General features: G+C 71.1%; 9 protein-coding genes. 5 read left to right on the top strand and 4 right to left on the bottom strand.

What is annotated here, in order from left to right:
* Positions 1–34: 34 nt before the first annotated feature.
* The gene (locus tag AB0G74_RS29385) at positions 35–1,279 is read left to right on the top strand and encodes a pyridoxal phosphate-dependent aminotransferase family protein (RefSeq protein ID WP_361152241.1); all 1,245 of its coding nucleotides are present in this window, start codon (positions 35–37) and stop codon (positions 1,277–1,279) included.
* A 124-nt stretch (positions 1,280–1,403) separates the two neighbouring features.
* On the opposite strand, the gene AB0G74_RS29380 is transcribed toward AB0G74_RS29385, so the two are convergent.
* Together AB0G74_RS29380 and AB0G74_RS29375 are read right to left on the bottom strand one after the other, a co-directional pair.
* Positions 1,404–2,921 carry a cytochrome P450 gene (locus tag AB0G74_RS29380; RefSeq protein ID WP_361152238.1) on the bottom strand — a complete coding sequence of 506 codons (1,518 nt, stop codon included), beginning with the start codon at positions 2,919–2,921 and terminating at the stop codon, positions 1,404–1,406.
* Between the two features lie 257 nt (positions 2,922–3,178).
* Positions 3,179–4,291: a citrate synthase 2 gene (locus AB0G74_RS29375; RefSeq protein ID WP_361152235.1), complete on the bottom strand. Its 1,113-nt coding sequence runs from the start codon at positions 4,289–4,291 to the stop codon at positions 3,179–3,181.
* Positions 4,292–4,705: 414 nt separating this feature from the next.
* On the opposite strand from AB0G74_RS29375, the gene pdxH reads away from it, so the two are divergent.
* On the top strand, positions 4,706–5,365 hold the full coding sequence (gene pdxH, locus AB0G74_RS29370) for a pyridoxamine 5'-phosphate oxidase (protein WP_361152323.1): 660 nt from the start codon (positions 4,706–4,708) through the stop codon (positions 5,363–5,365).
* 326 nt (positions 5,366–5,691) lie between these two features.
* Here the strand turns inward: pdxH and AB0G74_RS29365 are convergent, their stop codons facing one another.
* On the bottom strand, positions 5,692–6,450 hold the full coding sequence (locus AB0G74_RS29365; RefSeq protein WP_361152232.1) for an SIS domain-containing protein: 759 nt from the start codon (positions 6,448–6,450) through the stop codon (positions 5,692–5,694).
* Positions 6,451–6,876: 426 nt separating this feature from the next.
* On the opposite strand from AB0G74_RS29365, the gene AB0G74_RS29360 reads away from it, so the two are divergent.
* The 3 genes from AB0G74_RS29360 to AB0G74_RS29350 all read left to right on the top strand — a co-directional run bounded on the left by AB0G74_RS29360 (position 6,877) and on the right by AB0G74_RS29350 (position 10,609).
* On the top strand, positions 6,877–7,569 hold the full coding sequence (locus tag AB0G74_RS29360; protein ID WP_358829146.1) for a metal-dependent transcriptional regulator: 693 nt from the start codon (positions 6,877–6,879) through the stop codon (positions 7,567–7,569).
* Positions 7,570–8,531: 962 nt separating this feature from the next.
* Positions 8,532–9,725: a hypothetical protein gene (locus tag AB0G74_RS29355; protein ID WP_361152229.1), complete on the top strand. Its 1,194-nt coding sequence runs from the start codon at positions 8,532–8,534 to the stop codon at positions 9,723–9,725.
* A gap of 383 nt (positions 9,726–10,108) precedes the next feature.
* Positions 10,109–10,609: a subtilase-type protease inhibitor gene (locus AB0G74_RS29350; protein WP_361152226.1), complete on the top strand. Its 501-nt coding sequence runs from the start codon at positions 10,109–10,111 to the stop codon at positions 10,607–10,609.
* Positions 10,610–10,659: 50 nt separating this feature from the next.
* On the opposite strand, the gene AB0G74_RS29345 is transcribed toward AB0G74_RS29350, so the two are convergent.
* Positions 10,660–11,520 (bottom strand): alpha/beta hydrolase, encoded by an 861-nt coding sequence (locus tag AB0G74_RS29345; protein ID WP_361152223.1) that lies wholly within the window; start codon positions 11,518–11,520, stop codon positions 10,660–10,662.
* Positions 11,521–12,270: the final 750 nt, after the last annotated feature.

The raw sequence follows: 12,270 nt of genomic DNA, 5'->3' as shown, positions 1-12,270 counted from the left end.
TCATGCGTGCTGTGCGGATACGTTGGAGGACGTTGTGCTGGATGCACTGGAAAAGTGCCGGGCCTGGACCCCGGAGCGCCTAAAGATCACTGGACGTGACAGTTACTACCTCCCTTTCGCCGACTGGTACGGCGGCTCCGAGGTGTTCCACAAGGGCCGAAGACTGATCATGACCGCCTCGCACGACTACCTGGGGCTGGCAGCGGATCCCCGAGTGCGAGAGGCGGCGGCCGACGCGGTCCACCGGTTCGGTACATCGCTGGGAGGGTCCCGCGTCGTCAACGGCTCTCTCGAACTGCACGAGGAGCTGGAGAGGCAACTGGCCTTGTTCCTGGGCCATGAAGCCTCGCTCGTCCTTCCCTCCGGATTCCAGGCCAATCTGGCGCTCGCCTCGTTGCTCGACGAACAGACCATGGTCTTCAGCGACCTGTCCAACCATGTGTCGCTGGGCGAGGCCGTACGACTGGGCGGGTCCAGTGAGTACAAGTACGCACACCGGAACATGGGCCAGCTGGAGCGGCGCCTGGCGCGCGCCGGCGATCGGGCAGCCAAGATCATTCTTGTCGACGGACTCTTCTCCGTGGACGGTGATGTCTGCGACTTGCCCGTGGTCACCGAACTCGCCCGCGCGTACGGAGCCCGCGTGATCGTGGACAGCTCACACGATCTGGGTGTGCTGGGGGCGACAGGAGCCGGCGTGACGGAACACTACGGAGTCCCCGTGGACCTGATCACCAGCGCTCTGTCCAAGAGCCTGGCCTCGGTGGGCGGCGTCGTCGCCGGCCCCGCGAACGTGATCCGATTCCTGCGGCATCAGGCGCGCGCCGCCATGTTCACCGCGGCGGCGGCCCCCAGCAGCGTGGCCGCCGCACTGACCGCTCTGGACATCCTCCGCTCCGAACCTCACCGCAGGACTCGCGTCCTCGACCTTGCCGAACGGCTCCACAACGGGCTGCGCGCCCTCGGCTTCGACACCGCGCCTTCGACCACGCCTGTCGTCTCGGTGAAGGTGAGCGGTCAGGAACGCTGCTTCCGCGTCTGGCGGCTCCTGTGCGATGCCGGAGTGTTCACCGGACCCATCGCGTACCCCGGAGTCGCGAAGGGGAGAGAGGTCCTGCGCATGACCCTCACTGCCGCGCACTCGGACGAGCACTTGGAACGGGTCCTGACCGCCCTGGAGACCGTCGGCCGCAAGGAGGGGATCACTCCGGCCCGACCTCCCGAGACCTATGACCGCGTCGTCATGACTCGGCCGCCCTCTGTCGTGGCCGCCGTGTGACACGCGGGTCCGTTTCGCCGTGGGAGCCGGTCCGGACCCCACCGCCCGCACGACCCGCGCCCGGTTTCGACCGTCTGCCCGGGCAACGGCGCGGCGGCGGAACACCGCCGGGGTTTGTCTGTTCTCAAGGGGCGGGCCACACGGTGACCTCGGGTGGGCCCTCGGGGCGTCGGGTGAGGTGGATGCGTAGGTCAGCAGGCGTCACCAGGGCCTTCACATCGGTACGTACACCAGAACCCGGAGCAGGGGCGAGGTGCCATCGCGCAGTGATCGATGCGAGCGCGAGGGTGGCCTCGGTGAGGCCGTACGTGTCGCCGATACAGCGGCGCGGTCCCATGCCGAAGGGTTGCCAGGTATCCGTCTGGTGCACGGCGACATGCGGGTTCATGGCCGTGTCGACCCATCGCTTCGGATCGAAGCGCCCGATACCGCCATCGCGGCCGAGCCGGCAGTGCATCAGGTGAGGGCTGAGTACGACGACTCCGCCCGCGGCCATGCGGTGGCCGCCCAGCAGCGTGTCAGCCGTCGTCACGCGTGTCGTCAGCCACACCGGTGTGCGGTAGCGCAGCGTTTCGTAGACCACCGCACGGGTGTACACGAGACGGGGCAGGTCCTCCCACGTGGGGTCTCTTCCCTGGAGTACGGCGGTGACCTCCTCGTGGACCTGCCGCTGGACGTCCGGGTGCCGCGTCATCAGGTGCAGCGCCCAGCCGATGACGGTGGCGGTCGTTTCGACGCCCGCCAGGAACACGCTGCTGACCTGGTCGCAGATCTCTGTGTCGGTCAATGGGCGGCCATGCCGGTCGCGGCCCGAGAGGAGGTGGGAGAGCACATCGCCGTGGTTGATCCCGGTCTCCCGACAGGAGCGGACAAGCCCTGTGGTGATCTCGCGGAACCGGGCATTGGCCCGGTTGAAGCGGCGCCGGAAGGGCGTCGGCAGCCGGTCCAGGGAGGGCGGGACGAGCATGAGGCGGCAGCCGCTGCGCACGATCTCCTCGACCGTTTCGCGCACCTCTGTGAGGGTGCCCTCGTCGAGGGACGTGGAGAACATGGTCCGGGTGACGATTCTGGTGCTCAGTGCGACCGTTTCCGGGTGGACGTCCAGGATGTCACCGTCCCGCCACTTGGCCGTCATCGTGGTGACCTGCTCGCTCATGACCGCCGCGTAGGCGCGGACGGCCTGGGGACGGAAGGCCGGCTGGAGCATGCGCCGCTGACGGCGGTGCTTGTCTCGTCCGACGGTGGACACGCCGTCGCCCACGACCTCCCGCATGCGGTCCCAGACGAAGCCGCCCTTGTCGAAGGTCCGGTCGTCGAGCATGACGTGGTGGGCGAGGTCCGGATGACAGACAACGGTCACCGTGAGCGGACCGACACCGATCTGTACGAGATCGCCGACCGAAGGCAATGACTCCATGAAGGCCAGCGGGTCTCGTAGCAGTCGTCCGGCGTGTCCCAGTACCGGCCAGGCCCCTGGTGCCTTGGCCAAGGTGTAGCCGCGTCCGCCTGCTGCCGACCGGCCGTCGGCGGGCCCGCGGTCGGCGGAGGCGGCGTCCCCGCGGCCTGTGGCGGCGTAGGGGCACATGCCCGCGTCGAGCGGCTCAGCACCTCCGAGGTCGTCGTCCGGTACCGGACCGCTCATGTCGCTGCCTCTCGGTCGTGAAGCGCCTCGTCGGCCCACCGTTCGTCTGCGGGCCTCCGAGTTCGGTACGTGCCTCTACCGTTTCTTTCCCGGGACGGCGGAGCAGTTGTTCTTCACGCTTCGAGAGGTGTCGACCGGCGTCGCGGTAAGGAACGGCTGCTGAGGGAGAGCGTCACCGCTCCACCGTCCACTGACGCGGCGGCGGGTGTCTTTTCCCACTTTCGTGTCCGGTGTGAGGACTGCCTCCGCACGTGGGGTCAGGGCGCGTCCGGGGCGCGGAGGGCGTCGAAGCCGGAGATATCGCGCGGGTCGCGGACACCCGGGCCGATGTAGCGGGCCGACGGGCGGACCAGCCGCCCCGTGCGCTTCTGCTCCAGGATGTGCGCCGACCAGCCCGCCGTACGGGCGCAGGTGAACATCGAGGTGAACATGTGCGCGGGGACCTCCGCGAAGTCGAGCACGATCGCGGCCCAGAATTCGACATTGGTCTCCAGCACCCGGTCGGGGCGGCGGCTGCGCAGTTCCTCCAGCGCCGCTTTCTCCAGCGCCTCGGCGACCTCGTAGCGCGGCGCCGCCAGTTCTTTCGCGGTCCGCCGCAGGACCCGGGCCCGGGGGTCCTCGGCCCGGTAGACCCGGTGTCCGAAGCCCATCAGCCGTTCGCCCTTGTCGAGGGCCCGCCGTACGAAGGCGGTGGCGTCGCCGGTGCGCTCGATCTCCTCGATCATTCCGAGTACCCGCGACGGCGCGCCCCCGTGCAGCGGCCCGGACATCGCGCCTACGGCGCCGGAGAGCGCGGCGGCGACATCGGCGCCGGTGGAGGCGATGACCCGGGCGGTGAACGTGGACGCGTTCATGCCGTGCTCCGCCGCCGAGGTCCAGTACGCGTCGACCGCCCGGACATGGCGGGGGTCGGGCTCGCCGCGCCAGCGGATCATGAAGCGCTCGACCACGGACCGCGCCTTGTCGATCTCGCGTTGCGGCACCATCGGCAGCCCCTGGCCCCGGGCGCTCTGCGCCACGTACGACAGGGCCATCACGGCCGCCCGGGCCAGATCGTCCCTGGCCCGGGCCTCGTCGATGTCCAGCAGCGGCTTGAGCCCCCAGACGGGTGCCAGCATCGCCAGCGCCGACTGGACGTCGACCCGGATGTCCCCGGAGTGCACCGGGATGGGGAAGGGTTCGGCGGACGGCAGGCCGGGATCGAAGGCGCCGTCGACCAGCAGACCCCAGACGTTGCCGAAGGAGACCTGGCCGACGAGGTCCTCGATGTCGACGCCCCGGTAGCGGAGCGCGCCGCCTTCCTTGTCGGGTTCGGCGATCTCCGTTTCGAAGGCGACGACTCCTTCGAGCCCGGGTACGAAGTCGGACATCAGGCGGCTCCTCACGCTCGTGACGCGTCGGCTCGGGCGGGACGCGTACGACGGGTTCGTCGTTCATCCCGTTCATCCCGGTTGATGCCCCGTACGAACGCTGCTCATCCGTTCGATACTGGTGCGACGGGGGAGCCGACACGATAGTCGCAGGTGGGAGCGGTGGTCAGCGTGATGACCGGCACCCCGGCCGAAGGATTGCCGCTCATCGGCCGCGGGCAAACTCTCCCCCGCACCGTTGCGCGCTACACAGGATTTCTTCCGCCCGGTACGGGCTTCCGCGCCGCCCCCACGAGCCCCGGCGGCGGACTCCACGGCAGGATTGATCCCGTGACCGAACCCCGCCCCGAGCCCGACCCGGCCGCCGCCGCCGTCCCCGACGCCTCCGCCGCCGTAACCCCGGATCCCGCGGTGATGCGTGAGCAGTACCGCTCCACACCCCTGCTGGAGAAGGATCTGGCGGCGACGCCGATGGACCAGTTCGCCCGCTGGTTCCACGACGCCGTCGCCGCCGGTCTCCGGGAGCCGAACGCCGTCGTCGTGGCCACATCGACGACCGCCGGACGGCCGTCGACCCGGACGGTCCTGCTGAAGGAGTACGACGCCAGGGGCTTCGTCTTCTTCACCAACTACGGCTCCCGCAAGGGCCGGGAGATCGCGGCGAACCCGTATGTGTCCCTGCTCTTCCCCTGGCATCCGATCGCCCGCCAGGTGATCGTGACGGGCACCGCCGCCCGGATCGGCCGGGAGGAGACGGCCGCGTACTTCCGTACCCGCCCGCACGGCTCCCGGCTGGGCGCCTGGGCGAGCCCGCAGTCATCGGTGATCGGCTCCCGGGACGAGCTGCACCACGCCTTCGAGGAGCTGGCGGAACGCTATCCGGCGGGGGAACCGGTCCCGGTGCCGCCGGAGTGGGGCGGGATCCGCGTCGTACCGGACGCCGTCGAGTTCTGGCAGGGCCACGAGAACCGGCTCCACGACCGGCTGCGGTACGCCTACGAGAAGGAACGCCCGGCGGACGCGGCGGGCGGCGCGGCGGAGGGCCACTGGCGGGTCGAGCGCCTGGCGCCCTGAGCGGCGGGGCCGGTCCGGGCCGGCCGGGCACTACGGGGCCGGGCGGGCACCACAACGCAGAAACCCGCGAGCTCGGGTTCCTCCTCGCGGAGGAGCCGGCCGGACGTACCGGCGAGCTCGCGGGTCGGTGACTGCTTGGGATTGCGGCAGGTGGCCTGTCGAGAGGCACTGCCAAGAGGCACAAGTGCGACAGCAGGCCGTCTAGCCCGCAGTCACCTCACGCGTCCGGTATGCATACATTCTCCGAACCACCTCCTCTCTCGTGTACGCCTCACCCTAGGAACGCCCCGCGGCGCGCACAACCGATTAATCGCGCGCCCCCGGCCTCAGCCGTGGCGGTAGAAGATCCGCTCCCGGTTCTCGGTCATCACCCGGCCGTTCCACTCGTGACCGCCGTCCACGTTCCCCGAACGCAGCAGCGGCGGCTCCACCCCGCGCTCGGCCAGGTTCTCGGCGGCGGCGGCCATCATGGCCTGCATCAGGGCGCTGGTGACCACGGTCGACGCGGGCGAGAAGGGAGCCTCGATCGCGTCATGGGTGAGGACCGTGTCCCCGATGGCGATCTTCGAGTCGAGTACGACATCGCAGTGGTCCTTCAGGAACGAGCCCGACACATGCCGGGACCTGGTCTCCTCCGCGTACGCCACCGAGGTCACCCCGATCACCTTCATCCCCAGCGCGCGGGCGTTCATCGCCATCTCCACGGGCAGCGCGTTCCGCCCCGAGAGGGAGATGATCACCAGGACGTCGCCGGACTTCGCCGGGGACGTGTCCAGCACGGCCCCGGCCAGACCCTCGACCCGCTCCAGCGCCGAACCGAGCGTCGCCGGGATCACATCCACCCCGACCACCCCCGGCACGGCCAGCAGATTCATCACCGCGAAGCCACCGGCCCGGTAGACGACGTCCTGCGCGGCGAGGGAGGAATGCCCGGCGCCGAACGCGAAGAGCCGGCCACCGGCCGCGACGGTGTCGGCGATCGCCGCACCCGCCGCGGTGATGTTCTCCGACTCCTCGTTCCGTACGCGTGCCAGCAGATCGATCGCCGCGTCGAAGAACCGACCGGCCAGCTTGCTCTCGCTCATCGCCGAGCCCTTTCGGGAGAAAGTCCGGGAAATTCGGCGGCCGGGACCGGACGCGACATGCCGCGCCGGGGAACCGGCCACCTGGGAAAGCACCGGGAAATACCCCGGGCCGCGGATCACGGTGCGGTCTAAACCATTCCGCTGTCAATACGCTCTCACCGGCGCGGTGCGCGGGTTGTGAGGCGGTTCCGCACGGGTCCTGTGTCCCCGGCGGCCCCGCGCGCGGCATCCTCCCGTACCCTTCCCCCAACCTTCCCGCGGCCCGTCCGCCCCCCTCCCGGGAGCGGGCGCGCCCGTATCACGCCTGGTGGTGCGCCCGTACCCCGGTATCCCGGGCAGTGGCTTTCACGGGTGCGGCACGGTTGTCAGCGGGATGCGTAAGAATTGAGTCCGGGGCCGCACCGCACGATTCTTCGAGGGGCACGTATGTCCGGTTTGATCGACACAACGGAGATGTACCTCCGCACCATCCTCGAGCTGGAAGAGGAAGGTGTGGTTCCTATGCGCGCCCGCATCGCCGAGCGGCTCGACCAGAGCGGCCCGACGGTCAGCCAGACCGTCGCGCGAATGGAGCGCGACGGACTGGTGACGGTCGCCGGTGACCGCCATCTCGAACTGACCGAGGAAGGCCGGCGGCTCGCGACCCGGGTCATGCGCAAGCACCGGCTCGCGGAATGCCTCCTCGTCGACGTCATCGGCCTGGAATGGGAACAGGTCCACGCCGAGGCGTGCCGCTGGGAACACGTGATGAGCGAGGCGGTGGAACGCCGCGTCCTGGAGCTGCTGCGCCACCCCACGGAATCCCCCTACGGCAACCCCATCCCCGGCCTGGAAGAACTCGGCGAGAAGACCGAAGCCGACCCCTTCCTCGACGCGGGCATGGTCTCCCTCGCCGACCTCGACCCGGGCGCCGAGGGCAAGACCGTCGTCGTCCGCCGCATCGGCGAACCCATCCAGACCGACGCCCAGCTCATGTACACCCTCCGCCGCGCGGGCGTCCAGCCCGGCTCGGTCGTCAGCGTCACGGAGTCGGCGGGCGGAGTCCTGGTCGGCAGCGGCGGCGAGGCGGCGGAACTGGAATCGGACGTCGCGTCCCACGTCTTCGTCGCCAAGCGCTGACCCCGCGCCTGCGGGGGCGCCTCCCGCTGTGGGGTGCCTGGTCCTCAGGCGCCTGGCGCCGGGGCGCCTCCCTCTGTGGGGCTCCTGGTGCCGCGGGCCCTTTGTTCCCGGGTTGCCTGTGCCAGGCGGGTTGCTTGCGCCTTGCGCCTCGGGCGCCTGGTGTGGGGTTTCCCGCCTGGTGCGGGGCGGTTCGCGCCTCAGTCGCCGGCGGGGCTGTTGAAGATGTGACCGTCACTCCGGCGGTATGCGGGCGGTCTTGTTCGGCGTCGGGAGGGTCGGTGGCCTCCGGGCTCACCTCCTCACGGACGGCGGAAGTGAGGGTCTTGAGAGGCAGACCCGTCTCTTTTCCGCCATCCGTTGCGGGGGCGACCCTGCACCCCCCGACCACGCCGACCGAACATGCGTCATGGGGCCGGAGCCCGTCCCGGGGAGGGGAAGGGTGCGACCTGGTGTTTGTGGTCCACCCGCGCCTGGGTGGCTGGCTTGTCGCGCAGTTCCCCGCGCCCCTGGTCGCCCCCTTCGCCGCCCTCCGAAAGCGCCCCGCCCCTCACCCCGGGGCCGGGACCTATTCCAGGCCCGGTGCAGGGGAGAGCATTTAGGGGCGCGGGGAACTGCGCGACCAGCCACAGCCGGGCCGCGGATGAAACACCTCCGGAGGAAGCACTACCCATCCCCCCGGAGGGCGCCCCCTTCGCCAGGGCGATGAGGAGGGCAACCAGGGGCGCGGGGAACTGCGCGACCAGCCACGATGGTGGGGCGGACCGCGAACAACATCAGGGCGCCGGGCGCGGCCCGGGGTTGTGGGCCTCACCCGGAGGGCCAAGGCGCTGGGGGTCCCCCCAAAGGCAGCTTTGGGGGAGGTTGAGGCGCGAACACCTCGCACGCCGCGAGGAACCCCGGCACCAGGCGCCTGAGGACCAGGCACCCCACAGGGGGAGGCGACCTGTCGTAGGTTGACGGGTATGTCGACACCGCCGCCTCCGCATCCGCAGGATCCGCAGCCCGAGCCGCAGGACGGCTACGGGCAGTACGGCCAAGGTCAGGGCCAGGGTCACGGCCAGTACGGCGACCCGTACGGCCAGCAGCAGCCCGCGCCGCCGCCCGCCCAGCCGCCCTACCAGGATCCCTACGCCGCTCCTTACCCCCCGCAGGGCCCGCCCGCCCAGGGCTACGGCGCCCCGGGGTACGGTGCCCCGCAAGGCCAGCCCGGCCAGGGCTACGGCGCTCCGCAGGGCCCGCCCGGCCAGGGGTACGGCACTCCGCCGTCGTACGGCTATCCGCCGCAGCCCGATCAGACGCATCCGATACCCCAGGCGCCCTCGTTCGGGGCGCCGCAGGGCGGCCCGGGGGCCGGGCCGGGAGGCTGGGGCGCGCCTCAGCATCCGGCGTCGCCTCCGCCCCCGCCCCAGAAGGGTCGGCGGACCGCCAAGACGGTCCTGATCGCCACCGGGGTGATCGCCGGTCTGCTGGTGCTCTCCTGGCTCGGCAACGACTTCTTCAGCGATGACGACAAGGGTTCGAAGAAGGACTCGAAGTCGAACACCTCGGCCGGTTCCGACGGCGGCTCGTCCTCCGGTTCGGACGGCGGTTCCGGCGGCGGTTCGGAGCCGGAGGTGGAGAGCGACGGTTTCCCGAAGGCCGAGTTCAGGCTGACCATGCCGCCGACGCTGGTGGACGGGAAGTACAAGTTCACCAATGACATGTCCGAGCTGGGCCGGAAGGCCATCGAGGCCGAGGATCCGCTGATCCAGAACGCCAAGGCCGTCGTCGCGGAGTACAGCGCCGTGGGCGGTCCGCAGAACGGCGCGCTGATCGTGTCGGGGCTCTACGGTCAGATCAAGCAGCCCGATCTGGCCCGCCAGGCGATGCTCCGGGGCAGCGCTTCGGAGAAGAACTCCCGGCTCGCGGTGCCTCCGAAGGACTTCAAGCCGGCCGGTTCGGATGTGACGGTCAGCTGCCAGGTCATCGTGGCGACCTCCGCCAACATCAAGATCACCACTCCGGCGTGCGCCTGGGCGGACGGCAATACGGGCGCGACGGTCGCGATCGTGGACCCGAAGGCGATCACGTTGGCGCCGACGGCCGTCGACCTGGCACAGGCGGCGGAGACGACGGCGAAGATCCGTAAGGAGATGCGGAAGCCGATCGCACCGTAACGCGCGTCGTGCCGCCCGGCCCCTGCCCGGCGGCGCGGTTCACGCGGCGGCGTCGAACAGCGCTCCCCGGTCCGCACCGGGGCGGCGGTTTCTCGTCGAAGCGGCTTGGCTGAAGGAACGTACCGCCTGAGCGTCACCGCAGGTGGGGCGGTTGCTCCAGGACGGACAAGTCAAGATCGTCCGAATGCTGGAACGTGTCCGCGCGCCCGTCGCACCCCCCGCGAGCTGCCCGAACGACCATTCGGTCACCACTTTCGGGGGACGCCCGACCGGAAACGGGCGGCGCACATGCGATTACCGTACGCATACGCAAGACTCCCGTCCGCAGTCGCGTCCCGCACCACACCCTCGGCGCGACCTCGATGCGAAGGAGTCCTCCCGTCATGCGTCAACTGCCTCTGCGGAGTACGTTCGTCACGGCCACCGCGCTGCTGCTGGGCGTCGGTGGCACCGTGCTGAGTACGGCGGTCGCCCAGCCCGTCGCGCGGCCGGGTGCCCAGCCGGTCGCCCAGCCCGCCGATCGGCCCGTCGACCGGCTCGCCGACAGCCGGGGGCTGTACGCGCCCTCGGCCCTCGTCCTCACCGTCGGCGAGGGCGAGCGCCCCGCGGCCACGGTCGCCGAACGCGCCGTCACCCTCTCCTGCGCCCCGCGCGCCACCGGAACCCACCCCGCGCCCGAGGACGCCTGCCGCGAGCTGGCGGCGGCCGGGGGCGACCCCGGCGCCCTGCCGTCGGCGCTGCCGCAGACGCTCTGCACCCGGGAGTACGCCCCCGTGACGGTGACCGCCGACGGCGTCTGGCGGGGCGAGCGGGTCACCTGGTCCGGTACGTACAACAACGGCTGCGAGATGGCGGCGACGCTGGGCGTGGTGTTCTCGTTCTGACCCCATGAGGTCGGGGAGGGGGCGCGGGCGCGGCCGCGAAAGGCGCCGCGCTACGCCTCCTCGTCCAACTCCTCCAGGAACGGCCCGATCGCCGCGTGCCAGCGGGCCGGGTGGTCGTAGTGCGCGAGATGGCCCGCGTCGGGGACCTCCGCGTAGGCGCCCCGGGGCAGGACCCGGACCATCTCCTGCGCCTCCGCCCGGCCCAGCTCGCCGTCCGGGCCGCGGACGACGAGCGTCGGACAGCGGACCCGGGCCAGCTCGTCCCAGTGCGCGTCGTGGACGAAGGACTCCCGGATCCTCAGCATCTGGCGGCGGGAGAACGCCGGGCGCCAGCCGTCGGCGCGTTCCGCCATCACCTCGGCGAAGAAGTCGCCGCGGGCGGGGCTGGGGCGCTCCACCCACGGATCGTCCTCGCCGAACCACTTCCGTACGTCCGCGAGCGTCGCGAACGGCACCGGCCAGGCGCGGAACCACTCCGCCCACTCCCGCTGGGAAGCGGCGCCCGGCGGCGCGGCCCGCATATCGCAGACGATCAGCGCCCGCACCAGGTCCGGGCGCTCGGCGGCCAGCCGCCAGGCCGTGAGCGCGCCCATGGCGTGACCGATCACGATCGCCGGACCCAGCTCCAGGCTCTCCACGGCGGCCTCGGCGTCGGCGGCGAACGCCTCCCGGGTGAACGGGCCGTCGGCCGGTTTGTCGCTGCGGCCGTGGCCGCGCTGGTCGAGGGCGACGGCGCGGTAGCGGTCGGAGAGCCAGCGCGCGGTGGCCGCCCAGTGGGAGGCGCGGCCCATCAGGCCGTGAAGCAGGAGTACGCCGGGGGCGGCGGCGCCCTGGGGCTTGGGCGGATCCGCGTACTCCCAGGCGGCCAGGCGAGTGCCGGCCGTTCCGGTCACGTCGATACGGCGCACCATGTGCGCACCCCCTTCTGTCGCCCGTCGCCGACTGCCCGCTGCCCGCTCTCGGCGGCCCGTCGTGTCACCCGTACGCGATACGCTCAGCCTATCGGAGTTATCGAACTCCTATTCGAATACGGCGCCCTGCCCGGCTGACGGCGGACAACACCCCACCATCGAGTGACCGCACCCCAGGATTGGCGGCGTCCGGCTCGGGGAGATCTTTTGCGGGAGGCGGGCCGCTCGGGGAAGACGGTCCGACGGGAATGACCCTGAGAGCTCGGGGCTCCGGGTCAGCACAGGGGAGGAAGGGCCCCGGCATCCACGGATGCCGGGGCCCGATCTTCGCTCCCGCCGCCCTCCGCCGGTGCCGTTCGCGGGGGCCGAAACGGTGAACGGACCCCCGGTGGCGCGGGGCGCATCGAAGGGCGAACGGCGCACGGGGAGCGTGCTGGGCGTGCGAGGGGCGCATCGGCCTGTTCCCTCCACGGCGGCGGTGAGTCATATGCCTCAAGCACAGCGTGACACGCGGAAGCGCCTCCCGCTGCGGGTTCCTGGTCCCGGGGGCCCTTTGTTCCCGGGTTGCCTGTGCCAGGCGGGTTGCTTGCGCCTCGCGCCCTGGGGCGCCGGGTGTGGGGTTTCCCGTCTTGTGCGGGGCCGTTCGCGCCTCAGCCTCCCCCAAAGCTGCCTTTGGGGGGACCCCCAAGGGGCTGTTGAAGATGTGACCGTCACTCCGGCGGTATGCGGGCGGTCTTGTCCGGCGTCGGG

The sequence above is a fragment of the Streptomyces sp. NPDC020875 genome (genome assembly GCF_040641415.1).
Classification (GTDB): Bacteria; Actinomycetota; Actinomycetes; order Streptomycetales; family Streptomycetaceae; genus Streptomyces.
Note: the sequence above shows the minus strand (reverse complement) of the source record. Positions and strands in the feature narration are given on the sequence as shown.